Source organism: Acidovorax sp. 22279, from assembly GCF_052045435.1.
GTDB classification, from domain to species: domain Bacteria; phylum Pseudomonadota; class Gammaproteobacteria; order Burkholderiales; family Burkholderiaceae_C; genus Acidovorax; species Acidovorax delafieldii.
On record NZ_JBQEOV010000001.1, the window covers coordinates 85,123 to 109,147 of the forward strand.

Below are 24,025 nucleotides of genomic sequence, written 5' to 3' on the forward strand. Positions count from 1 at the left end.
TTTTTCAGCAAGACTGAAACACCCAAACTCCACAGCCCGAAAGTCTGAAACCTGGAGTGCTCCCATGCCCATTGCCTTGCTCGCGCTGACGCTCAGCGCTTTTGCCATCGGCACGACCGAGTTCGTGATCGTTGGCCTGCTGCCCACCGTGGCGGCAGACCTTTCCATCAGCATCCCCTCGGCGGGCCTGCTGGTCAGCCTGTACGCCCTGGGGGTCGCCGTCGGCGCCCCGGTGCTCACCGCACTCACCGGCAAGCTGCCGCGCAAGGCGCTGCTGCTGGCGCTGATGGCGCTGTTCACCGCCGGCAACCTGCTGGCCTGGCAGGCACCCAGCTACGAGACACTGGTGGCCGCGCGCATCCTCACCGGGCTGGCGCATGGCGTGTTCTTCTCGATCGGCTCGACCATCGCCACCGGCCTGGTGCCGCGCGAAAAGGCCGCGAGTGCGATTGCCATCATGTTCACCGGCCTTACGGTGGCCCTGGTCACGGGCGTGCCGCTGGGTACCTTCATCGGCCAGCACTTTGGCTGGCGCGAAACCTTCCTGGCCGTGTCAACCCTGGGCGCGGCAGCCTTCATCGGCAGCGCCCTCTTCGTGCCGCGCAACCTGGCGCATACCCCGCCCGCCTCGCTGCTGCAGCAGGCCAAGGTGCTGGCCGAGCCGCGCCTGCTGCTGGTATATGCCAAGACGGCCATCGGCTACGGCGGCACCTTCATTCCGTTCACCTTTCTCGCGCCCATCCTCACCGACATCTCGGGGTTTAGCGCGGGTTCGGTGGGCTGGGTGATGCTGGTGTACGGCGTGTCCGTGGCCGTGGGCAACCTCTGGGGCGGCAAGCTGGCCGACCGGCTGGGCCCCATCCCGGCGCTGCGCATCATCTTTGCGCTGCTGGCGGCCGTGTTGCTGCTGCTGCAGTTCACCGCGCCCCACCCCTGGCTGGCTGTGGGCACCGTGCTGCTGTGGGGTGCCGTGGCATTCGGCAATGTGCCGGGGCTGCAGGTGTATGTGGTCAAGCAGGCCGAGCGCTTCACGCCGCAGGCGGTGGACGTGGCCTCGGGCCTGAACATCGCAGCGTTCAACCTGGGCATCGCCGGCGCCGCGTGGGCCGGTGGTCTGATCGTGACGCACCTGGGCCTGCAGCACACGCCGTGGATCGGTGCTCTGGTGGTGCTGGTGTCGCTGGCCCTCACGCACTGGAGCGGTGTGCTGGACCGGCGCAGCGGCATCCCCGTGCGTGCCGCTGGTGTGGTGCCTGTGGGGCACTGAGCCCACGTCAGCCCGCCATCACCCGCACGAAAGCCGGCACCACGCCCAGCAGGTCGTCGCGCCGCTGCACCGCATGCACATCGGCGCGCGGCGCTTTGGCGCCCAGGGGCTTGAACACCACGCGCGGCCCGAACAGCATGCCCAGGGACGACGGCACCAGGGCCACGCCCAGCCCGGCCGCCACCAGGCTCAGCACGGCCGCCAGCTCCACCGTGGTCTGCGCCACCTGGGGCGCAAAGCCGGCCTGCACGCAGCACTGCACCATGTGCTCGGCATGGGCCGACGAGTCGCGGCGCAGCATCACGAAGGCCTCGCTGCGCAGGTCCTTCAAGGCCAGTGCCTTGCGCGCCGCCAGCGGGTGGCCGGGCGGCAAAGCCGCCACCACAGGGTCGGGCCACAGCAGGGTGCTGGCAAGCTGGTCGTCGTTGACCGCCGTGCGCGAGATGCCCACGTCGATGCGCTTGTCGCGCAGGGCCGCCTGCTGCAGCGAGGGCTGCATCTCGTGCAGCACCACGTCCACGCCCGGGTGGCTTTGTCGGTAGCGCGCCAGCGCCGCCGGAAACGGCCCGAGGAAATGCGAGCCCGACAGCCCCACTTCAATGCGCCCGGCCTGCCCCTGGCCGATGGCCGCCACACGCTGGCGCGCCGTGTCCAGCCGCTCCAGCACCGCGCGTGCATCCACCAGATAGGCCTGGCCTGCCAGCGTCAGCTCCACGCGCCGGCTGGTGCGCACGAAGAGCTGGGCGCCCAGTTCTTGTTCCAGCTGGGCGATCTGCAGACTCAGCGGCGGCTGCGAGACATGCAGGCGCTGCGCGGCGCGTGTGAAGCTCAGCTCTTCCGCCAGGGCGACGAAGTAACGCAGATGGCGCAGTTCCATTGATACTTTTCAGGTCTTGATCAAGACCAACAATATATTGGACTGCGGATTCGCTTGTTTCCACAATACCTTCACTACAACATCTGGTGGAGACGAACATGACGATCAAGCACAGCCTGCTGGCTGCCACGCTGGCCCTCTCGGGCCTGGCCATGGCGCAAGACAACTACCCCAGCAAGGCCATCACGCTCACCGTGCCCAACCCGCCCGGCGGCGTGGTGGACACCTCGGCCCGCCTGCTCAACGAGCCGCTGGCGCGTGTCATCGGCCAGCCGGTGGTGATCGACAACAAGGCGGGCGGCAGCGGCAACGTGGCCTACGGCGCCGTGGCCCGCGCAAAACCCGATGGCTACAACCTGCTGATCTCGTACTCGGCCTACCACGTGGGCAACCCGGCCCTCACCCCCAGCCTGCCCTGGGAGGCCAAGGACTTCGCCCCCGTCGCGCTACTCACCGTGGCCACCAACGTGATTGCCGCTCACCCCTCGGTGCCAGCCAACAACCTCAAGGAATTCATCGCGTACCTCAAGGCCAACCCGGGCAAGGTGAACTACGCCTCGCAGGGCAACGGCTCGCTGTCGCACATCGGCACCGAGATCTTCAAGCAGCAAAGCGGCACCTTCATGACTCACATTCCCTACCGTGGCTCGGGCCCTGCGGTGGCCGATGTGCTGGCGGGCCAGGTGCAGGTGTTCATCACCACGCCACCGTCGGTCATGCAGCATGTGGTCAGCGGCAAGCTCAAGGCCTTTGCCGTCACCGGCACCAAGCGCCATCCAGGCCTGCCCAACGTGCCCACCGTGGCCGAGGCCGGCATGCCCGACTTCAAGCTCGAAGCCTGGGTGGGCCTGTTCGCCCCGGCCGCCACGCCACCCGCCGTGGTGGCCAAGCTCACCGCCGATGTGAAGAAGGCGCTGGACATGCCCGAGACGCGCCAGCGCGCCGACGCGGCGGGCATCGAACTGCGCTACCTGCCGCCCGACGCCCTCGGTGAGCTGGTGAAGACCGAAACCGCCTACTGGGCCAAGACCATCAAGGCCGCCGGTATCAAAGCCGACTGACCGGCCCACAAACATCCCCTGCGCGATCCCATTTCCGGCGCTCCGCGCGCCGGGCGGGCAGCGCTTTGCCCATTGACTCCTGAAAGACCACCATGCAACGCACCTACCGCATCGGGCAGATCGTGCCCAGCTCCAACACCACCATGGAGACCGAGATCCCGGCCATGCTGCGCGCCCGCGAGCAGATCCTGCCCGAGCGCTTCAGCTTCCACGCCAGCCGCATGCGCATGCAAAAGGTCACCAAGGAAGAGCTGGCCGCGATGGACCGCGACTCCGACCGCTGCGCACTGGAGCTGTCGGACGGCAAGATGGACGTGATGGGCTATGCCTGCCTCGTGGCCATCATGAGCATGGGCCTGGGCTACCACCGCGCCTCCGAAAAGCGGCTGCATGAGGTCACCGTGGCCAATGGCAAGCCCGCGCCCGTGGTGTCCAGCGCAGGCGCGCTGGTCGAAGGGCTCAAGGCCATGGGCGCCAAGAAGGTGTCGGTGCTCACGCCCTATATGAAGCCGCTGACCCAACTGGTGGTGGACTACATCGAGCACGAGGGCATTGCCGTGCACGACAGCCTGTCGCTGGAAATTGCCGACAACCTGCAGGTGGGCGCGCAGGACCCCGCCGCCCCGGCCCAGCTGGTGCAACGGCTGGACACGCGCGGCGTGGACGTGGTGGTGATCTCGGCCTGCGTCCAGATGCCCTCGCTGGCGTCCGTGCAGATGGCACAGGACCAGTTGGGCATTCCTGTCGTGTCCGCTGCAGCCTGCACCACCTGGGCGATGCTCAAGCGCCTGGGGCTGGAAACGCGGGTACCCAACGCAGGGGCCCTGCTCTCTGGCGCCTACTGACCTCCCCAAGGGCAAGAGGCCTGACCGTTGACGAAAGCAACTGGCGGGCAGGCTGCAGGGCAACGCCGGATAATGGCCCGATGCCCCGCTCCAGCCAACAACTCCACCCCCACCGAGAACCGGTAGCCACCCGCCCCGCTGCCACCGTGCTGCTGCTGCGCGATGTGCCTGACGGCGGCGGGCTCGAAGTCCTCATGACCCGGCGCTCGGCCACGGCCAGTTTTGCGCCCGGTGCCTATGTCTTCCCCGGCGGGGGCATTGATGCGCTGGATGCCGCCCCCGCCACCCACGCCGCTGCGGACCGCCGCCCTACCCAGAGCGACCTGCACCTCACCCAGGCGATTGCGGCCATCCGCGAGAGTTTTGAAGAACTGGGCGTGCTGCTGGCGCGCCATGCCGAGGGCCACCGCCAAGGACAGATGGCCGATGCGCAGGACATTGCCGCCATCGACCGCCACCAGCCGTTTGCCGCACAGTGCGCCGCACGCGGACTGCGCCTGGCGGCCGATGGGGTGTACCTGCTGGCCCACTGGACGGCCGACCGTGACCTGGCGCGCCGCTTTGAAGTGCCCTTTCTGGTGGCCCGCATGCCCGACGGCCAGGAGCCCGTGGCCGACGAGGCAGAGCAGTTCGAGCCCGTGTGGGTGCGCCCTGCCGACGCGCTGGCGCGGCACGAGGCGGGGCAGTTCTTCATGATCTTCCCGACCATCCGCACGCTGCAGCGCCTGGCCCAATTTGCCAGCACCCAGGCAGTGCTGGACGCCGTCGCGCACGAGCAGCCCCTGTGGGTCAGCTGCCCGCGCGCCGGCCTGCTGGCAGGCAAGGAAGCGCGCTACATGGAGGACGAAATGCCGTTTGGCGAGCTGGCGCTGGTCTGCCCCGACGGGCAGATCGTGCACCCGCTGGACTGGCAGACCGAGCGCCCCGTGCCGCTGCTGCGCAACGTGATGCGGCTGACCGCGCCCAACCCTGGCGTGATGACCGGCCCTGGCACCAACAGCTATCTGGTGGGCGACCCGGCCACGGGCTTCATCGCCATCGACCCCGGCCCGGCCGATACCGAGCACCTGGACAAGCTCTGGCGTGCAGCGGGGGGCGACATCCGCATGATTGTGTGCACCCACTCGCACGCCGACCATTCCCCCGGCGCCGCGCCACTGCAGGCGATGTGTGTGCAGGCTGGCAAGGCACGCCCGCCCGTTCTGGGCCTGCCGTCCGCCCCCACGGCCCGCGCGGCCAGCCAGTTCACCCCCGACCGGGCGCTACAAAATAATGAGTTGCTCGTGCTTGAAGGACTAGCACCTGAAGGCAAAATCACCCATACCCTGCAGGTGATCCACACCCCAGGCCATGCGGCCAACCACCTGTGCCTGCTGCTGGTGGAAGACGCGCTGCTGTTCAGTGGTGACCACATCCTGAACGGCAGCACCACCGTGATCGACCCGCCCGACGGCAATATGGCCGACTACCTGGATTCGCTAGACCGGCTGGATGCGGTCTGCGCCGAGCTCGGCGTGGAGTTCATCCTGCCCGCGCACGGCTACGTGCTCGGGGGCCCGGTCCTCGGTGCCCGCAATGCCATCGCCAAGCTCAAGGCCCACCGCCTGGCACGTGAGGCCAAGGTGCTGGCCGCCATGCAGGCGCTGCCGCAAGGCAGCATGGACGACTGGGTGCGCCACGCCTACGACGATGTACCGCCGCGCATGTGGCCCGTGGCCCAGCGCTCGCTGCTGGCGCATGTGGAGCGCATCCGCTCTCTGCAGCCCGGCAACAACTGAGCCACAAGAACACCAAGACCACCTTCAATATTCAATGACCGACAAGAACCCCGACCCCACCCACATCCGCCTGGCCAAACGCGTGGCTGAACAACTGAACTGCTCGCGCAGCACGGCCGAGCAATTCATCGAGGGCGGCTTTGTGAGCGTGGACGGCCAGATCGAGGAGGCTCCCGGCGCGCGCGTGCGCCCCGATCAGGCGGTGGCCGTGGCGCCCGATGCCAGCCTGCTGGCGCTGACCCCGGTCACCTTGCTGCTGCACAAGCCCGCAGGGTTTGAAGCCGGTCTGGGCCTGCCGGGCGCAGCCACAGGGCAGGCGGCCCACGCCAGCCGCAGCCAGGGGGCGCCACAGGCACTCACGCTGCTCAATGCCGCGTCGCACCTGCCGGAAGACGCGTCGGGCATCCGCGTGCTGCAGCGCCACTTCAAGCAGCTCGAATGCTTCACCACCCTGCCCACCGAGGCCAGCGGCCTGGTGGTCTACACGCAAGACAAACGCATCGCGCGCAAGCTGGCCGAAGACATCGAGGTGCTGGAGCAAGAGTGCATCGTCGAGGTCAAGGGCGACATCGCGCCCAATGGCCTGCAGCGCCTGTGCCATGGACTCACATTCAACGGCCGCCCCCTGCCCCCCATCAAGGTGAGCTGGCAGAACGAGACCAAGCTGCGCTTTGCGCTCAAGGGCATCCGCCCCGGCCAAATCCCTGCCATGTGCGAAGTAGTGGGTCTGACGGTGGTGGGCATCAAGCGCATCCGCATCGGCCGCGTGCCGCTGGCCAAGGTGCCCGAGGGGCAATGGCGCTACCTGCAGCCGTGGGAGAAGTTCTAAGAATCTGCTCTAAGCGCTTACGGGCCCAGCGGCGCACTGCCGATGCGCAAGGGACAGGGGATGCACATATGCTCCTGAAAACATAGCTGTCAGCGCTTTTACAACAAGCGCTTCAGGCCTTTTCCATTTGAACTCCATCGATCCACACCGCTGCTACACTGCGCAGCACTCTGGAGGGAGTTCATGAACACAAACCAATCGTCAGGCGGCGCTGCGGGGCCGATGTCCACCTTCATGCCGATGAACATCGATGCCCACCCGCTCGAGTTCACGGGCAGCGGTGGCGAGTATTTCCGGGTCTGGATCGTCAACGTGCTGTTGTCCATCGTCACGCTGGGCATCTACACCCCCTGGGCACGCCGCCGCACCGCCCAGTATTTCTACAGCCACACGCTGGTGGCCGGCAGCCCCCTCGAATTCACCGCGCAGCAGCGCAAGATGGTGATGGGCTTTGTGCTGCTGATGCTGCTGACCATTGCCTACAACCTGGCTGCCAACACCGGGCAGGACACGGCGGTGGGCCTGTTCCTGCTGGCGGGCGCGGCGCTGGCGCCCTTCATCTGGGCCAGCGCCATGCGGTTTCGCCTGGGCGCCACGCGGTGGCGCGGGCTGCGACTGCAGTTCACCGCGAGCTGGAAAGAGGTCTACATCGCCAGCTGGCCTGTGTTTGCGCTGGCGCTGGTGTGGTTTGGCGTGTTTTATGGTCTGCAGCTGCTGTCGCCCGACCTGGCCCAGGCGCTGGAGGCCATCGAAGAAGAGGGCAAGAAACAACCCATGCCCCGCTTCACGCCCGCCATGGGCGGCCTGGTGCTGCTGGGCCTGGTGCTGTCGGTGCTGTGCGTGATCCGCACCGAATACAACTTCAAGAGCCTCTTGGTGCTCAAGGCCCAGGTGGGTGCCGAGCGAGGCCGCTGGAAGCCCGTGTACATGGACTTCGTCAAGGTGTGGATGGCCACCGTGGCTGTGTTCATCCTGTGCGTGGTGGGGTTCTCGGCGCTGATCGGCATTCTCGCAGGCAGCTCCATCGCCCTGGTGGCCAGCCAGAGCGACCGCCTGGGCCTGTGGATGTTTGTGGTGATCATCGTGTCCATCATCGCGGGCATCTTCATGCTGATCCTGGCGTCGGCACCGGCCCGCGCATACCGCGAGGCGCGCATGTTCCAGCTGATGTGGAACAACATCGGCGTGAGCCACGTGGCCCGCTTCAAGTGCCACCTCAAGAGCGGCCGCTACGTGTGGCTGCGCATCAAGAACATGCTGCTTACCCTGCTGACGCTGGGGCTGTACCGCCCGTTTGCGCGGGTCAGCGAATACCGCATGAAGTGCGAGTCCGTCACCCTGCACGTCAAGGGCGGCGTGGAGCAGGTGACCGGTGCCATGGTGCGCCAGCAGCAGGGGGGCCTGGGCGATGCGCTGGCGGATGCGGCTGGCCTCGACCTTATCGGTTGAACATGTCGGCATCTGCGCACCCAGCCCTCGTCCCCGGGCGCTGGTTCGATGGCCAGAGCAGCAAGGCACGGCCCGTGGTGGTGAGCCTGCGGCCCACGCCGCAAGGCCCCTCCTTGGTGCTGCACCCGCTCTCACAGCCCGGGGCCGAGCCTGTCGTCTTTGCCTGGAAACAGGTGGGCTGGCCCGAGGCCTGGAACGAGCGCAAGCCGCAGCCCCGCGTGGTCGTCGATCTGCGCGACCATGGCAGCGTCGAGATCGACGCCGTGACCGAATGGCGCACCGCCCTGACTGCTGCAGGCGAGCGCCCCGGCATCGCACAACGCATGCAGACCCGCTGGCCCGTGCTGCTGGGCGTGACGGCCGCCGCCGTCATTGGCCTCACGCTGTTCTACCGCTACGGCACACCCTGGGCGGCCACGCAGCTCACGCGGTTTGTGCCCATCAGCTGGGAGACCAGCGTGGCCGAGAACGTGCTCCAGCAGATGGACAACGGCACCCTGAAGCCCAGCAAGCTGCCTTCGGCCCGACAAGACCAGCTCAAGGCGCGTTTTGATGCCCTGGTGCAGCAAACGCCCCCTGGCCTGCAGCGTTACTCCGGCTACCGGCCGCCTTTGTCCCTGGAGTTCCGATCCGGCATGGGCGCCAATGCCTTTGCGCTGCCCGGCGGCAAAATCGTGATGACCGACGGCATCGTGAAGGCAGCCGCCGACAAGGGCCTGGACGACAACGCCTTGGTGGGCGTGCTGGCCCACGAGGTCGGCCACGTGGTGCAGCGCCACACCACGCGCATGGTGGTGCAGCAGGGCGTGCTCAACATGGGCCTGGGGCTGGCGCTGGGCGATGTGTCTGGCATCGTCTCTACGGGTGCATCCTTGCTGACCGGCCTGGCCTACAGCCGCAGCCATGAGCGCGAGGCCGACTGCTACGCCATCGCCGTCATGCGCCACGCCGCACTGCCCACTGCGCCCATGGGCCAGCTGCTGCTGGCGATTGCGCGCGATGAGGACAACGAAGAGACCCAGAAAAAGGACCAGGGCAAGGGCCCGACCGCCGCGGCATCGGCGCCCTCCTCCGGGGCCAGCACACCCGATGCAGCACGCCAGCGCAAGGTGGCTCAGGAGATCGGCTCGCACCCTGTCTGGTCGCTGCTGAGCAGCCACCCCGACACGGTGGAGCGTGCGACAGAGCTGGAGCGGGGGCAAGCACCCCATTGCGCAAAAAACTGAACACAGCCGCGCCACAGGGGCGGCGTGCTCACCACACGACCCTTGGCGAGTCGGGGTGGAAATAAAGTGTGAAGCGCGCCGATAAGCCGGATTCTGTGCACCACGGTTGCCCGCAGTGTGACCGCCATTAATCTGGGCCGGGTGTCGCCACCACGGCTCGGTGCTACCTACCCGCCAACTCTGCGGAACCACATCAACGTTGGCCTACTTGGTATTGCTGCGCGTAGAGATTGCCCGTTTCACCCCCAGTGGTTTGCCTTGCGGCACTCCCCCGGGACTCGTCTCTGTTGCTCTGATCCTCACCTCACGGTGGGCAGCCGTTAGCTGCTACGCTGTCCTGTGCAGTCCGGACGTTCCTCCAGTGCCTGGTTTCCCAGATTGCACCAGCGGCGGTCTGGCGTGCTTCACGGGTAGGATTATCGCCCAGCGGCCGCGACGCGATCCCAGTCCAGACCAAAGCGCACAAGATACTTGCGCAGCCGGTCCGCGTCATTGACCACCGTGCGCTGCGTGCGCGAGGCCTGGAACAGCAGGCGCCCCGCGTCCGACAAAGTGCGCGATTGGCGGCAGACATGCAGCACCGCCGCCAGTTGGAGCTGGTCGAAGAGGTCCATGGATTCCACCGCCTCGTCGCCCAGCAGCGCCGCGAGTTCGTCGCGTCCCACCGTCCCTGTTGCAGATGCCAGCCCGTTGCGCGCATCGGTGGCGGGCTGCCACAGCCAGCGCAGGCGGGCAATCTCGGCCTCGACCAGGGGCAGGCCGATGCGACCGCTGTCAGCCAGCGTGGCCAGGCGTGTCACGCTGGCCGACAGGTCGCGGAAATTGCCGGTCCACAGCGCCTCGGGGGACTGGGCGTAGCGCAGATAGGCGGCGCGCGCTTCGTTGGAAAAGCGCACGCTGCGTCCCAGTTCCGTGCCCGCACGCACCAGCAGGTGCTCCACGTTGGGCTCGATGTCTTCGGGTCGCTGGGCCAGGCCCGGCAGCACATAGCTCCAGAGGTTGATGCGCGCAAACAGGTCCTCACGAAAGCGCCCTGCCGCCACCTCGGTGCGCAGGTCGCGGTTGGTGCCCGCCACCAACTGGAAGTCGCTCTCCACCTCGCGGTCACTGCCCAGGGGGTAGAAGCGTTTTTCCTCCACGGCCTTGAGCAGCATGGCCTGCTCGTCCGGGCCCAGCTCACCAATCTCGTCGAGGAACAACACACCCTTGTGCGCCGTGCGCAGCAGGCCCGCACGGTCGGCCGCAGCGCCGGTGAACGCACCTTTCTTGTGGCCGAACAGCGTGGACGCCGCACCGTCGCCATGCAGCGTGGCGCAGTTCACCTCCACAAATTCGCCCTCGACCTGGTGGCGGGATTTTTTCAGCTCATACATGCGCCGCGCCAGGTGCGACTTGCCTGCGCCCGTGGGCCCCGTGAACAGGATGGGCGCGCGCGAGCGCACCGCCACGCGCTCCACCTCGTCGATCAGCGCGTTGAAGCGCGCATTGCGCGTGGCAATGCCGCTTTTGAGGAACTGCACCGCATCCTGCTGCTCGGCGCCGAAGCGCTGCGCGATCACGTCGTAGCGCGAGAGGTCCAGGTCGATCAGCGTGTAGCTGCCAGGGTTGCCCATCTGCTGGCGCTTGGGCGGAGAGGTCTGCACCAGCACACCCGGAATGCGGCGCGACTCCACCAGCAGAAACAGGCAGATCTGCGCGACGTGCGTGCCGGTGGTGATGTGCGTCCAGTACTCCTCGCGCTCGGTGTCAAAGCGGTAGGCCTGCGTCCAGTCGTACAGCTGGGCATAGACCTCGCCAAAGTCCCACGGGTCGGCAATGGGCATCGGCACCAGGTTCACCGTGGTCTCGGGCGAGGCAGTCGCCATGTCCGTGCGCACCTGATGGGCCAGCTCGCGGTGCGGCGGTGTGTAGAGCAGCTCCAGCCGCTCGATCACCACGTCCTCATGCTGCACCAGCGATACGGTGGGGCGCCACTTCTCCCACCGCCCCGCGCCCCGGCCGGAGTCGAGCTGGGTGCCAAGGAACCCTATGACCACCTTGTTTTTGCGCATTTATTTTGTCCATTTAACTAGCTTTCATTCTAGTTATTTTGACAATCGCATACCACGCCAATTTCGTAAAACAAAAATATCACCATACAAATCAACAGCTTGCGCAAGTTGAATACCACTCACCACAAGCTGGCACACATCTGGCAAAAGAAGAAGCATCCAGCGCAAGCGGTGACCGCTCACAGGCTGGGGTTAGGACAAATGTTCGCCCCACCGGTGCCGGGCGTCCGGGGCCTTCGGGTTCTGTTGATGTTCTGCATGCCGCACATCGCCAACGCTGGGTAGCGGCACGGTCGTGGTGACCACTCCGAAAGGAAGTGTCTGGTTCGACTCCAGGCGTGCCACCACTGGTAGCTCAGTCTGGTAGAGCCCCGCCGAAAGGCGGTTGTCGCAGGTTCGATTCCTGCCCACGGTCGCAAGACCTTGTTTGGAAGTACCGGTCGAAAGACCACCCGCCGAACGCGGGGAGAGGCCCCGAGGTTGCGCAGCGACCGCAAGGGATTCACCCCGTCAGCCGGTGGCGGTTTGTGCCAGCACCCGGCACAGCCCGCGCCCGCAGCCAGCCGCGCTGCCGCCATTCCCGCTGGGCATCGCGGCAGCCACCACGGCGCACTGCACGGCCCAGGCTGCACCCCCTGGCACCCCGCCATCGCTGTAACGGCAACCCGATACGACAACGAAGAAGAGAGAGGAAAAAGAAATGCTGACGAAGATGTTCCAACGCGCCACCGTCAAGAAGAACGAACGCGCCCTACTGCTGCGCAACGGCAGCTTTGACCGCGTGCTGCGCAGCGGCACCTACTGGCTGTTTGCGGGCACCGACCAGTTGCGCGTGGAAACCTTCGCCCTGGAACAACCCGCCTTCACCCACGGCCTGGCCGAGTACCTGATGGCGCAGGAGCCCGCCGTGGTGGCGGCTGAGTTTGTGCAGGTCAACCTGTCGGAAACCGAAGTGGGCCTGCGCAGCGAAAACGGCGTGCTGGTCGAGATCCTGCCGCCCGGCACTCGCCGCCTTTATTGGAAAGGCTTGGTGGAGGTGAGCGTGCAAGTGGTGGACCTGCAAGCGGGCGCTGAACTGCCCGCCGCACTGGTGGCACGATTGACGCAAACCCAGCTGCGCCAGCGCAGCGTGACCGGCTTGGCCGGTGTGCTGCAGGTGCAGGTGCCCGAGGGCCAGTGCGCACTATTGACGGTCGACGGCAAGGTGGAGCGCCTGCTCACGGCTGGCACCTACGCCTTCTGGAAGTACGGCCGCACTGTGGCCGTGGAGCTGGTGGACCTGCGCCTGCAAGCCGTGGAGGTTTCGGGCCAGGACATCATGACCCGTGACAAGGTCAGCCTGCGCCTGAACCTGTGCGCCACCTACCGCTACACCGATGTGCTGCGCGCTTTTGCCCAATTGCAAAAGCCTGCCGACCACCTGTACCGCGAGCTGCAGTTTGCGCTGCGCGCCGCCGTGGGCACCCGCACGCTCGATGAGCTGCTGGAGAACAAGACGGTGATCGACGACGTGGTGAGCGCACACATGGCCGCCAAGCTGTTGCCCTACGGCATGCAACTGGAGAGCGTGGGCGTGAAGGACATCGTGCTGCCGGGCGAGATGAAGACCATCCTGACCCAGGTGGTGCAGGCACAGAAGCAGGCCGAGGCCAACGTGATCCGCCGCCGCGAGGAAACCGCCGCAACGCGCTCGCTGCTCAACACCGCGAAAGTGATGGAGGACAACCCTGTCGCCCTGCGCATGAAGGAGCTGGAGACGCTGGAGCGCGTGGCTGAACGCATCGACAAGATCTCGGTGTTTGGCGGCCTGGACCAGGTGCTCAATGGCCTGGTGAAGATGAGATGAAAGAACCCTATGAAGAAGCAACCGACACCTGTAACCACACCGCTGGAAGCAGCCACACAGGCGGTCTACCAGGCGTTTGCCAAATACAGCGCACCAGAGGTGGGCACCCTGGATGTCTGCACTGCCTGCTGCATGGATGCTGACCTGGCGCTGCAAATGAGCCACCTGCCGATGCCCCAACTGACCGAGAAGCACTTCTACCAATATAACGATTCGGCCAAGAGCCAGGTGCAGCCTGCGGATGAAATCAAATACCTGGCCCCACGGCTGCTGGAACTGCTGGCCGAAGGCGCCCGGTTGCACCACTCCACCGAGCTGTACCTGGACCGCTTGGGGCGGTGCGAGCCCGGCTCCTTTTCAGCGACAGAACAGGCTGCGCTGCAGGGCTTTGCGCTGGCGTACTTTGCACAAGGCTTGGAGCAATGGCCTGCGGGCAGCGATTCGCTTTTCCAGGGGGATAACGCCTTCACCATCTTGCTCATGTGGGCCTATGCCCGCGTGCCGCTGGAGCCCTTGCTAGAGCACTGGCTCGATAGCGAAAGCGACGCATCGACCCTGCACTTTGTGGACGCGTGCTATTGGGACTATGTGTGGAATGCCAACCAGATGGGCAATGCGTTTGCCGCTGACCAGGCCGAATACAAACGCACCATGGAGGAATGGCTGAACAGGCCCGCCACCAAGGCACGTTGGGCGGAAAAGCTCATGCGCCTGGTGGACACAGGCCCCACCAGTTCCTGGTTGCCAGCGGGGGCCGTGGACCATCAGCGCTACCCGCTCCCGGAGCGGATCAGCGCAGTTTTTGACGCGATGACCGCATAACGCCCGTCGCCCTAAAAACGAACAACACAACAAAGAAACAACGAGAAAAGAACCATGGCCAATAACTACGAACAACTCGAAATCCCGAACGGTGTGCCCGTGAAGATGTGGACGAACGGCGTGCCCGTGGAAGAAGAAGCCAGGAACCAGCTGCGCAACATTGCCCGCCTGCCCATCGTGTTCAAGCACGTGGCGGTGATGCCCGACGTGCACCTGGGAATCGGTGCGACCATCGGCTCGGTGGTTCCCACCCTCAAGGCCATCATCCCCGCAGCGGTGGGGGTGGACCTGGGATGCGGAATGATGGCGTGCAAGACCACGCTCACGGCCAGCGACCTGCCCGACAACCTGTCAGGCGTGCGAGCCGCCATCGAGCGCGCCGTTCCGGTAGGCATGACGCCCAAGCGCTTTGGCCGCGACAAGGGAAGCTGGGATACGCCGCCCGCTGAAACCGACCGCGCCTGGGCGGGGCTGGTGGATGAGTTCGAGGAAATTTGCGAGGCGCACCCGCGCATCAAGAACACGAACAATTACAAGCACCTGGGAACGCTGGGAACGGGTAACCACTTCATCGAGATCTGCCTGGACGAACACCAGTGCGTGTGGGTGATGCTGCACTCGGGCTCGCGTGGGGTGGGGAACGCCATCGGCACCCACTTCATCGAGCTGGCCAAGAAGGACGCCGAGATGAACCAGCGCAACCTGCCGGACAAGGACCTGGCGTACTTCGAAGAAGGCGCGCAGTACTTCGGCGACTACGTGAAGGCCGTGGGGTGGGCGCAGAAATTCGCCGCCGCCAACCGCGAGGTGATGATGGGCCGCGTGATTGCAGCGCTGCGAAAAGTCATCACCAAGCCATTCGAGACGCACATTGAGGCGGTGAACTGCCACCACAACTACGTGCAGCGCGAAACGCACTTCGGGCAAGACGTGTTCGTGACCCGCAAGGGCGCGGTGAGTGCCGAGCAAGGCAAGCTGGGGATCATCCCTGGGAGCATGGGGGCCAAGAGCTTCATCGTGCGCGGAAAAGGCAACCCTGAGAGCTTCAACAGCTGCAGCCACGGCGCAGGCCGCACCATGAGCCGCACCAAGGCCAAGAAGCTGTTCACCGTGGAAGACCAGATCAAGGCGACCGAGGGCGTGGAATGCCGCAAGGACGCCGAGGTGATCGACGAGATTCCGATGGCGTACAAGGACATTGACGCGGTGATGGCGGCGCAGGAAGACCTGGTGGAGGTGGTTTACACGCTCAAGCAAGTCGTATGCGTAAAGGGATGAACGTGCAGCAACTGGACTTAAACGGCTCCACCGGCGAAGGCGGCGGCCAGATCCTGCGCACGGGCCTGGCCCTGTCCATGGTCACCGGCCGCCCGCTGCACATCACGCGCATCCGTGCGGGGCGTCCCAAGCCGGGGCTGATGCGCCAGCACCTGGCATGTGTGCAGGCGGCGGTGGCCGTGTGCGGCGGGCAGGCCGAAGGCGCGGCGCTGAATTCGCAAACGCTGGTGTTCACACCCGGCGTGGTGCGTGCGGGCGACTACCGTTTTCAGATTGCCACCGCAGGCAGTTGCCTGCTGGTGCTGCAGACGGTGCTGCCCGCGCTGATGCTGGCCGATGGCCCGAGCAAGGTCGAGCTGGCGGGTGGCACGCACAACCCGATGGCGCCGCCGTTTGATTTTCTGGAACGCGCCTTTGCGCCGCTGGTGCGGCGGCTGGGTGTGGGGCTGGAGCTGCAACTGCAGCGGCGGGGCTTCTACCCCGCCGGGGGCGGCGAGCTGGTGGCGCACATCGTGCCCGCCACCGCCACCACGCAGCCGCTGGCGCCGGTGGATGTGCTGGAGCGCGGCCCGCTGCAAAACGGCTGGGGCGAGGCACTGGCACCCGGCCTGGCGCGCCACATAGCGACGCGGGAGCTGGAAGCGCTGGGCCAGCGCATGGGTTGGACGTTCGAGGCCGGCCAACTGCGCCAGCCATCCACACGCCAGAACGAGGGCCCGGGCAATGCGCTGATCGCCACGCTGGAGTATGCGCAGGTGACCGAGGTGTTTTGCCAGTTGGGCGAGCGCAGCCTGTCGGCCGAGCAGGTGGCCAAGCGGCTGGTGGACGAGGTGCGCGCCTACCAGCGCAGCACCGGCGCGCTGGGCCCGCACCTGGCGGACCAGTGGATGCTGCCGCTGGCTCTGTCTGTGTGGCGCAGTGGGCAGGCCGCGCGCTACACCTGCACCAAGGTTACGCAGCACACGGTTACCAATGCGCAGACCATCGCGCTAGGCTTGCCGGTTCAGGTTCAGATCACCCCCTCAGAGGATGCAATGCACGTTGAGATATCTCCCGTGCCCTGAAGGGCCAGCGCGGCATGGACCCATACCCTGGCTATATCCATATGACCAGGGCCGTAGAACAAGTGGTTCAGAATGCGCACCACACCCCTTCCCTTTGACCCATCCGACACCTCACAGGAGACGCCATGAAAGTTGACAACATTCTTCAGACCATTGGCAACACGCCCCACGTGCGCATCAACCGCCTGTTCGGCCCCGGCGCCAATGTGTGGGTGAAGTCGGAGCGCAGCAACCCCGGCGGCTCCATCAAGGACCGCATTGCGCTGGCGATGGTGGAAGACGCTGAAAAGTCCGGCGCGCTCAAGCCCGGCGGCACCATCATCGAGCCCACCTCGGGCAACACCGGCATTGGCCTGGCGCTGGTGGCGGCCGTCAAGGGCTACAAGCTCGTCCTCGTGATGCCCGACAGCATGAGCATCGAACGCCGCCGCCTGATGCTGGCCTATGGCGCGCAGTTCGACCTGACCCCGCGCGAAAAGGGCATGAAGGGCGCCATCGCCCGCGCGCAAGAGCTGCAGGCGCAGACGCCCGGCTCGTGGATTCCGCAGCAGTTCGAGAACCCCGCCAACATCGACATCCATGTGCGCACCACGGCGCAGGAGATCCTGGCAGATTTCCCCGACGGCATTGATGTGCTGATCACGGGGGTGGGCACCGGTGGACACATCACAGGCGTGGCGCGGGTGCTCAAAGCCAAGTTCCCCCAACTCAAGGTGTTTGCGGTGGAGCCCACGGCCTCGCCGGTGATCTCGGGCGGCGCGCCGTCGCCCCACCCCATCCAGGGCATTGGCGCGGGGTTCATCCCCAAGAACCTCGACACCAGCCTGCTCGACGGCGTGATCCAGGTCGATGCCGAACCGGCCCGCGAATACGCCCGCCGCTCTGCGCGCGAAGAGGGCATCCTGGTGGGCATCTCGTCCGGCGCCACCTTGGCCGCCATTGCCCAGAAGCTGCCCCAGCTGCCCGCAGGCGCCAAGGTGCTGGGCTTCAACTACGACACGGGCGAGCGCTACCTGTCGGTGGAAGGTTTCCTGCCGGCCTGATGGCCGCCGGCACGCAGCGCACTCACACCAGGGCCCTTCGGGGCCCTTTTTTTTGGGCTACGCAGCACAAAGCCACGGCCAGCCGTCCTACAGCGGCGGGGCACGCAGGCCAGAACAATCAGTGTTCGCACCGGCCCACCTCTGCGGTGATTTCGCCGGAGCCCCTCCCAACGATTGCAACTGCCCATGGCCCCGAACTCCGCGACAGACTCCCAGCCTATTGCGTTCAAGGTGCTCACCGTGAACGTGCACAAGGGCTTCACCACCTTCAACCGGCGCTTCATGCTGCACGAGCTGCGCGAGGCCGTGCGCGACGTGGCGGCCGACCTGGTGTTCTTGCAGGAGGTGCTGGGCACGCACCACCGGCACGCCAGCCGGTTCGCCAACTTTCCGCAGGTGCCGCACTACGAGTTTCTGGCCGACACCATCTGGTCGCAATACGCCTACGGCCGCAATGCGGTGTATGACAACGGCGACCACGGCAATGCGCTGTTGTCCAAGTTTCCGATCACGCATTACGAGAACCACGACATCTCGGTGAGCGGGCCCGAACGGCGCGGCATGCTGCACTGTGTGCTGCAGCCCCCCGGGCACCACCTGCCGGTGCATGCCGTGTGTGTGCACCTGGGCCTGCAGGAGTCGCACCGACAGCACCAGTTGCGCCGCGTGTGCGATCTGGTCAACAGCTTTCCGGCCCACGAACCCGTGGTGCTGGCGGGCGACTTCAACGACTGGCGCCACCGTGCCCACCGGGTGCTACAGCACGAGGCGGGATTGCAGGAAGTCTTTGTGCAGGCGTTTGGCCGAGCGGTGCGCACGTTTCCGGCGGCGATGCCGCTGCTGGCGTTGGACCGCATTTACGTGCGCAACGCGACCGTGCACTCGCCATTGGCATTGCCCAAGAAACCCTGGGACAAGCTCTCGGACCATGCGCCCCTGGCTGCGGAGATCCTGCTATGAAACGCCCTACCTTCCGCGCGCCACGCTCGTCCCGCTGGGTGCCCGGCAACCATTTCGAGTTGCTCGAAAACGGCGAGGAGTTCTTTCCCCGCGTGTTCCAGGCCATTGCCGAAGCCCGGCGCGAGGTCATGCTGGAAACCTTCATCCTGTTCGAGGACAAGATCGGCCAACAGCTGCACGCCGCGCTGCTGGCGGCCGCCCGGCGGGGCGTGGAGGTGCATGTGCTGGTGGACGGCTTTGGCTCGCCCGATCTGTCGGACCAGTTTGTCGGCAGCCTGGTGGAGGCCGGCGTGCACTTTCGCATCTTTGACCCGGGCCGCCGCTTCCTGGGCCAGCGGCTGAACATGCTTCGACGCATGCACCGCAAGATCGTGGTGGTGGACGGGCACCTGGGGTTCATTGGCGGCATCAACTACTCGGCCGACCATGTGGCCGACTTTGGCCCCGAAGCCAAGCAGGACTATGCCGTGCAGGTGCGCGGCCCGATCGTGGCGCAGATGCACCACTTCACCCGCGAGGCCGTGCTCAGCCGCCAGGACCGCAAGCGCCACCAAGCCGCAGGCATCACCGGGCGCCCGCACGCGGGCACGGCGCACGCGATGTTCGTGACACGCGACAACCAGCAGCACACCAACGACATCGAGCGCCACTACCGCGTGGCCCTGCGCGCAGCGCGCAGCCGGGTGGTGATTGCCAACGCCTACTTCTTCCCGGGCTACCGGTTCATCCGCGAGATGCGGCGCGCCGCGAAACGGGGGGTGGATGTGCGCATCATCCTGCAAGGCCAGCCCGACATGCCGATCGTGAAGACGGCAGCCAGCCTGCTGTACGACCACCTGCAGCGCGCAGGCGTGCGGGTGTACGAATACTGCGACCGCCCGCTGCACGGCAAGGTGGCGCTGGTGGACGAAGACTGGTCCACCGTGGGCTCCAGCAACCTTGACCCGCTGAGCCTGTCGCTGAACCTGGAGGCCAACGTGATCATCCAGGACCGTGCCTTCAACGCCCACCTGCACCGCCGCCTGTCGCACCTCATGGAGCACAGCTGCAAGCAGGTGGAAGCCACAGCCCCCAGCCGCTGGAACGGCCTGCGCCTGCTGCGCAGCTATGCGGTGTTCCACCTGCTGCGCTGGTTCCCCGCATGGGCGGGCTGGCTGCCCCGGCACGAGCCCCAGATCACGCTCGCCAACCCAGGGGCGGATGCGGCAGAGCCCGCCGGCAGCCCCGCCACCTGAACTGGCAGGCGCCCACCATGGCCCCCCCCACGCTGCACGCGGACACCCAGGCGGGCGGCGCCACCGACGCCCTGCAGGCGCCATCCCGCAGAAGCAGCAACCGCAACACCCCCAGCGGCTGGCGGCGTTGGCCGCAGCAAGCCTGGTGGCCCTGGCTCACCCGGGGGCTCGCCCTCGCCTTCTTTGCGGTGGTGGCCGGGCTGATTTTTCGGCAGGCACGCTCGGTGGACTGGCCCGCCGTGCTGCAGGCGCTGCGCGACCTGCCCACCACCGCACTGGCGCTGGGCGGCGCGCTGGCGCTGCTGAGCCACTTCACCTACGGCAGCTTTGACTGGGTGGGGCGCCATTGCAGCGGCCACCGCCTGACGCGCGGCACCACGCTGGCGATTGCCATGACGAGCTATCCGTTCACGCTCAACCTGGGCTCGCTGATTGGCGGCGTGGGCGTGCGCTACCGGCTGTACGACCGGCGCGGCGTGGACCCCGGCACCATCGGCCAGGTGGTGGGCACCAGCATCGTGACCAACTGGGTGGGCTACCTGATGCTGGCAGGCGTGCTGTCATGGTTGTGGCAGCCCCCGGCAGTGGCCGGGTGGACGGTAGCGCCCTGGCAATGGCACTTGGGCGGTACGGTACTGGGCGGCCTGCCGCTGGCCTACCTGGCACTGTGCGCGGTGCGCAGGGGCCGCGCGCTCACGCTGCGCGGCCATGCGTTTCCGCTGCCGCACTGGCCCGTGGCACTGTGGCAAATCGCGGCATCGGCCACCAACTGGATGCTGATGGGCGCCGCACTGTGGACGGTGCTGCAACACCAGGTGGCCTACCCCGCCGCCCTGGCCACGGTGCTGCTGGGGGCCGTGGCCGGCCTGGTGCTGCGCGTGCCTGCGGGCCTGGGCGTGCTGGAGGCCGTGGGCGTGGCGCTGCTGGCCACCGACGCATTGGGGCAAGAACAGGTGCTGGCGGCACTGCTGGCCTACCGGGCGCTGTACTACTTTGGGCCGTTGGTGCTGGCGGCCGTGGCGCTGGGTGTGGCCGAGCTACACTGGCGCCAGGGGCCTGCGCAAGGCATGCAGCGCACTCCGTAGTGAGAATTTCAGCCAAAAGTGCCAGATGCGCTAGTGCATATTGGCCTTGTTGCTATCATTTTTATATAACCCTGCCGCCCGATACCCCGGTAACTCGGTCCGACAGGGGTTCCGCCCGCTGCGCGGACCCCGTATCATCCCGGCCCCACGCCATTGCTTTTCGCCCGATCGACACGGGCCCGCAAGACCATGATCCGACTCTCCGAAATCCGGCTGCCGTTCACCGTGGCCGAAGCCCCCGAGGCGCCCCTGCGCGCCGCTGCCGCCCAAATCCTGGGCCTGGCAGACGCCGACATTGCCCACCTGCACGTCTTCAAGCGCAGCTTTGACGCGCGCAAGGTGGATCTTCTGGCGGTCTACATCGTGGACATCACGCTGGCCCAGCCTGAGCGCGAAGCCGCGCTGCTCGCAAAGTTTGCTGGCAACCCACACATCCAGCCCACGCCCGACATGGCGTGGCACCCCGTGGGCCAGGCGCCTGCCGAGCTTCCCTTGCGGCCCGTGGTGGTAGGCTTTGGCCCCTGCGGCATTTTTGCTGCGCTGGTGCTGGCGCAGATGGGCTTCAAGCCCATCGTGCTGGAGCGCGGCAAGACCGTGCGCGAGCGCACCAAGGACACCTGGGGCCTGTGGCGCAAGCGTGAGCTGCATGCCGAAAGCAACGTGCAGTTTGGCGAAGGCGGCGCCGGCACGTTCAGCGACGGCAAGCTCTACAGCCAGATCAAAGACCCGCGCCACCTGGGCCGCAAGGTGATGAACGAGTTCGTCAAAGCCGGTGCGCCCGAAGAAATCCTGTATGTCGCCCACCCGCACATCGGTACCTTCAAGCTGGTGAAGGTGGTGGAAAACCTGCGCGAGCAGATCATTGCACTGGGTGGCGAGATCCGCTTTGAGCAGCGCGTGACGGACGTGATCATCGAAGGCACAGGCGGTGCGCGCCACCTGCGCGGCCTGAAGGTGCTCAACCAGGCCACGGGCGAGACCACCGAGCTGCGCGCCGACCATGTGGTGATGGCGCTGGGCCACAGCTCGCGCGACACCTTTGCCATGCTGTACCAGCGTGGCGTGGCCATGGAGGCCAAGCCGTTTTCCATCGGTTTCCGCATCGAGCACCCGCAGGGCGTGATCGACCGCGCCCGCTGGGGCCGCCACGCGGGCCATCCGTTGCTGGGCGCGGCCGACTACAAGCTGGTGCACCACGCCGCCAATGGGCGTGCGGTGTACAGCTTCTGCATGTGCCCCGGCGGCACCGTGGTGGCCGCCACCAGCGAGCCGAACCGCGTAGTGACCAACGGCATGAGCCAGTATTCGCGCAACGAGCGCAACGCCAACGCGGGCATGGTGGTGGGCATCGATCCGCGCGACTACCCGCAGGACGCGCAGGCGTTTGAAACCCACCTGGGCCAGACCTATGGCGTGGAGGCTTTGCCCGCCGGGCAGTTCCATCCCCTGTCGGGCAGCGTGCTGCAGCGCCAGCTGGAATCGAATGCGTTTGTGCTGGGCGGGCGCGACTACAGCGCACCGGGCCAACTGGTGGGCGAGTTCATTGCGGGCAAGCCTTCGACCCAGCTGGGCAGCGTGGAGCCCTCGTACAAGCCCGGCGTGGCGCTGGGCGATTTGCACGCTGCCCTGCCCGGCTACGCCATCGAGGCGCTGCGCGAGGCACTGCCCGTGTTCGGCCGCAAGATCAAGGGCTTCGACATGCACGATGCGGTGCTGACGGGCGTGGAGACACGCACCTCGTCGCCGCTCAAGATCGGGCGCGGCGACAACCTGCAAAGCCTGAACACGCCGGGCCTGTACCCGGCGGGCGAAGGCGCCAGCTACGCGGGCGGCATTCTGTCCGCCGGCGTGGATGGCATCAAGGTCGGCGAGGCCGTCGCCCGCAGCCTGCTGGGCGCAGCGGGCTGACCTGCCTCCTGGCGGTGCCGGCCCGTGGCACCGCTTACTTGCGCTGCAAAAAGTCCACGGCCAGCGCCGCCAGCGAGCGGGCGCCCACGGGCAGCTGGTCTTCGTCGATGTCGAACAGCGCAGAGTGGTTGGGCGGGGCCTTGGCAAAATCCTTGCCCTTGGGTGGCGCACCGAGGAAGTAGAAGAAGCCCGGCACGACCTTCTGGAACTCCGAGAAGTCCTCCGACCCCGCCACCTTCGGGATCACCATGGTCTTGCCGCCCATGGCCAGGTTCAGCGCGGGCAGCGAGGCCTGCGTGAGCGGCGCGGGGTTGGTGGTCACGGGGTAGGCCACGGGGCCAAAACGCACGCTGGCCTTGGCACCGCTGGCGGCGGCAATCGACTCGGCCGTGGTGGTGATGCGCTTGAGCGCTTCCTGGCGCATGTCTTCGTCAAAGGTGCGCAGCGTGCCCATCATCTCCACCTTGTCGGGGATGATGTTGTAGCGGGTGCCGCCCTGGATCTGGCCGATGGTGACCACCGCCGGTTCCTGGCTGATGTTGAGCTGGCGGCTCACCACGGTCTGCAGGCCCATCACCACCTGGCTGGCGGCCACGATGGGGTCGATGGTGGCCCAGGGCGAAGAGCCATGGCCGCCACGCCCTTCCACATGGATGGTGATGTTGTCCGACCCGGCCATCAGCGGGCCGCTGCGGTAGCCCACCACACCGCCAGGCAGGTTGGAGGTGATGTGCAGCCCGTAGATGGCCTGCACGTCCTTGAGCGCACCGGCTTCGATCATGGCCTTGGCGCCGAAGCTGGGCACCTTGCCATTGGCGTCGGGCTCCACGGGCGCGCCCTCTTCGGCGGGCTGGAAGATGAACTTGATCGTGCCCGGCAGCTGCGCCTTCATGCCCGCCAGCACCTCGGCCGCGCCCATCAGCATAGCGGTGTGGGCGTCATGGCCGCAGGCGTGCATCACGGGCACTTCCTTGCCCAGGTAGTTGGCCTTGGCCTTGCTCGCAAACGGCAGGCCGGTGTTCTCGGGCACGGGCAGGGCATCCATGTCAGCGCGCAGGGCCACCACCTTGCCGGGCAGACCACCCTTGAGCGTGCCCACCACGCCGGTACCGCCCACGCCGGTCTGCACGTCCATGCCCAACTTCTTCAGGTGCTCGGCCACGAGCTTGGCCGTGCGCACTTCCTGGCCCGAGAGTTCGGGGTGGGCATGGATGTCGCGGCGCCAGTTGACCATCTTGGGCGCCACGGCCGTCACGGCGGCATCGATGACCTGCAGGCCGGCGGCGTCCAGGGCCTGGGCCTGGGCGGACGATGCGAACGTCAGCCCGCTGAGAAGCAGGCCGGTGGCCAGCGAGATGGCAGAGAGGGGTTTGTGCATGAGACAGATCCGTGCAGGAAGTG

At 66.6% G+C, this 24,025-nt stretch carries 19 protein-coding genes, 1 tRNA gene and 1 other RNA gene; 17 read left to right on the forward strand and 4 right to left on the reverse strand.

The window, feature by feature from the left end; all coding sequences use genetic code 11:
- Positions 1–64: 64 nt before the first annotated feature.
- On the forward strand, positions 65–1,267 hold the full coding sequence (locus tag ACTJKQ_RS00375; protein ID WP_056059279.1) for an MFS transporter: 1,203 nt from the start codon (positions 65–67) through the stop codon (positions 1,265–1,267).
- A gap of 7 nt (positions 1,268–1,274) precedes the next feature.
- Here ACTJKQ_RS00375 and ACTJKQ_RS00380 read toward each other — a convergent pair whose 3' ends face one another.
- Positions 1,275–2,144, reverse strand: coding sequence for a LysR substrate-binding domain-containing protein (locus ACTJKQ_RS00380; RefSeq protein ID WP_056745290.1), 870 nt, complete (start codon positions 2,142–2,144; stop codon positions 1,275–1,277).
- A 98-nt stretch (positions 2,145–2,242) separates the two neighbouring features.
- Here ACTJKQ_RS00380 and ACTJKQ_RS00385 point away from each other — a divergent pair, with 98 nt between their 5' ends.
- The 6 genes from ACTJKQ_RS00385 to ACTJKQ_RS00410 all read left to right on the forward strand — a co-directional run bounded on the left by ACTJKQ_RS00385 (position 2,243) and on the right by ACTJKQ_RS00410 (position 9,332).
- A complete protein-coding gene (locus ACTJKQ_RS00385) occupies positions 2,243–3,205 on the forward strand; it encodes a Bug family tripartite tricarboxylate transporter substrate binding protein (RefSeq protein WP_052952277.1) in 963 nt (320 codons plus the stop codon).
- A 92-nt stretch (positions 3,206–3,297) separates the two neighbouring features.
- A complete protein-coding gene (locus tag ACTJKQ_RS00390) occupies positions 3,298–4,050 on the forward strand; it encodes a maleate cis-trans isomerase family protein (RefSeq protein WP_047351093.1) in 753 nt (250 codons plus the stop codon).
- Positions 4,051–4,130: 80 nt separating this feature from the next.
- Positions 4,131–5,828: an MBL fold metallo-hydrolase gene (locus ACTJKQ_RS00395; protein WP_440595663.1), complete on the forward strand. Its 1,698-nt coding sequence runs from the start codon at positions 4,131–4,133 to the stop codon at positions 5,826–5,828.
- 34 nt (positions 5,829–5,862) lie between these two features.
- A complete protein-coding gene (locus tag ACTJKQ_RS00400; protein ID WP_015012528.1) occupies positions 5,863–6,657 on the forward strand; it encodes an rRNA pseudouridine synthase in 795 nt (264 codons plus the stop codon).
- 183 nt (positions 6,658–6,840) lie between these two features.
- Positions 6,841–8,106 (forward strand): YjgN family protein, encoded by a 1,266-nt coding sequence (locus ACTJKQ_RS00405; protein ID WP_056059294.1) that lies wholly within the window; start codon positions 6,841–6,843, stop codon positions 8,104–8,106.
- Positions 8,107–8,108: 2 nt separating this feature from the next.
- Positions 8,109–9,332 carry a M48 family metallopeptidase gene (locus ACTJKQ_RS00410; protein ID WP_440595664.1) on the forward strand — a complete coding sequence of 408 codons (1,224 nt, stop codon included), beginning with the start codon at positions 8,109–8,111 and terminating at the stop codon, positions 9,330–9,332.
- 66 nt (positions 9,333–9,398) lie between these two features.
- Here ACTJKQ_RS00410 and rnpB read toward each other — a convergent pair.
- Positions 9,399–9,738, reverse strand: an RNA gene (rnpB, locus tag ACTJKQ_RS00415) — RNase P RNA component class A.
- 10 nt (positions 9,739–9,748) lie between these two features.
- Positions 9,749–11,383: an RNA repair transcriptional activator RtcR gene (rtcR, locus tag ACTJKQ_RS00420; RefSeq protein WP_440595665.1), complete on the reverse strand. Its 1,635-nt coding sequence runs from the start codon at positions 11,381–11,383 to the stop codon at positions 9,749–9,751.
- 343 nt (positions 11,384–11,726) lie between these two features.
- Between rtcR and ACTJKQ_RS00425 the strand changes: the two genes are divergently transcribed.
- From ACTJKQ_RS00425 to ACTJKQ_RS00470, 10 genes are all read left to right on the forward strand, one after another.
- A tRNA-OTHER gene (locus ACTJKQ_RS00425) sits at positions 11,727–11,799 on the forward strand.
- Positions 11,800–12,095: 296 nt separating this feature from the next.
- Complete coding sequence (locus ACTJKQ_RS00430; protein ID WP_440595927.1) at positions 12,096–13,229, forward strand: slipin family protein; 1,134 nt, start codon at positions 12,096–12,098, stop codon at positions 13,227–13,229.
- Positions 13,230–13,238: 9 nt separating this feature from the next.
- Positions 13,239–14,051 carry a hypothetical protein gene (locus ACTJKQ_RS00435; protein WP_440595666.1) on the forward strand — a complete coding sequence of 271 codons (813 nt, stop codon included), beginning with the start codon at positions 13,239–13,241 and terminating at the stop codon, positions 14,049–14,051.
- Positions 14,052–14,105: 54 nt separating this feature from the next.
- A complete protein-coding gene (locus tag ACTJKQ_RS00440; RefSeq protein ID WP_440595667.1) occupies positions 14,106–15,329 on the forward strand; it encodes an RtcB family protein in 1,224 nt (407 codons plus the stop codon).
- Positions 15,314–16,393: an RNA 3'-terminal phosphate cyclase gene (rtcA, locus tag ACTJKQ_RS00445; protein WP_440595668.1), complete on the forward strand. Its 1,080-nt coding sequence runs from the start codon at positions 15,314–15,316 to the stop codon at positions 16,391–16,393. The genes ACTJKQ_RS00440 and rtcA overlap by 16 nt, the downstream gene beginning before the upstream one ends.
- 125 nt (positions 16,394–16,518) lie before the next feature.
- Positions 16,519–17,436, forward strand: coding sequence for a cysteine synthase A (gene cysK, locus ACTJKQ_RS00450; protein ID WP_288850738.1), 918 nt, complete (start codon positions 16,519–16,521; stop codon positions 17,434–17,436).
- A 186-nt stretch (positions 17,437–17,622) separates the two neighbouring features.
- Positions 17,623–18,396, forward strand: coding sequence for an endonuclease/exonuclease/phosphatase family protein (locus ACTJKQ_RS00455; RefSeq protein ID WP_056745297.1), 774 nt, complete (start codon positions 17,623–17,625; stop codon positions 18,394–18,396).
- Complete coding sequence (gene clsB / locus ACTJKQ_RS00460) at positions 18,393–19,631, forward strand: cardiolipin synthase ClsB (RefSeq protein ID WP_440595669.1); 1,239 nt, start codon at positions 18,393–18,395, stop codon at positions 19,629–19,631. Before ACTJKQ_RS00455 ends, clsB begins: the two co-directional genes overlap by 4 nt.
- Positions 19,632–19,648: 17 nt before the next feature.
- Entirely contained in the window at positions 19,649–20,716 is a 1,068-nt protein-coding gene (locus tag ACTJKQ_RS00465) for a UPF0104 family protein (RefSeq protein WP_440595670.1), read from the forward strand.
- 189 nt (positions 20,717–20,905) lie between these two features.
- On the forward strand, positions 20,906–22,624 hold the full coding sequence (locus tag ACTJKQ_RS00470; RefSeq protein WP_440595671.1) for an NAD(P)/FAD-dependent oxidoreductase: 1,719 nt from the start codon (positions 20,906–20,908) through the stop codon (positions 22,622–22,624).
- 34 nt (positions 22,625–22,658) lie between these two features.
- Here the strand turns inward: ACTJKQ_RS00470 and ACTJKQ_RS00475 are convergent, their stop codons facing one another.
- Positions 22,659–24,002, reverse strand: a complete 1,344-nt coding sequence (locus ACTJKQ_RS00475; RefSeq protein ID WP_440595672.1) for an amidohydrolase — start codon at positions 24,000–24,002, stop codon at positions 22,659–22,661.
- Positions 24,003–24,025 lie beyond the last annotated feature (23 nt).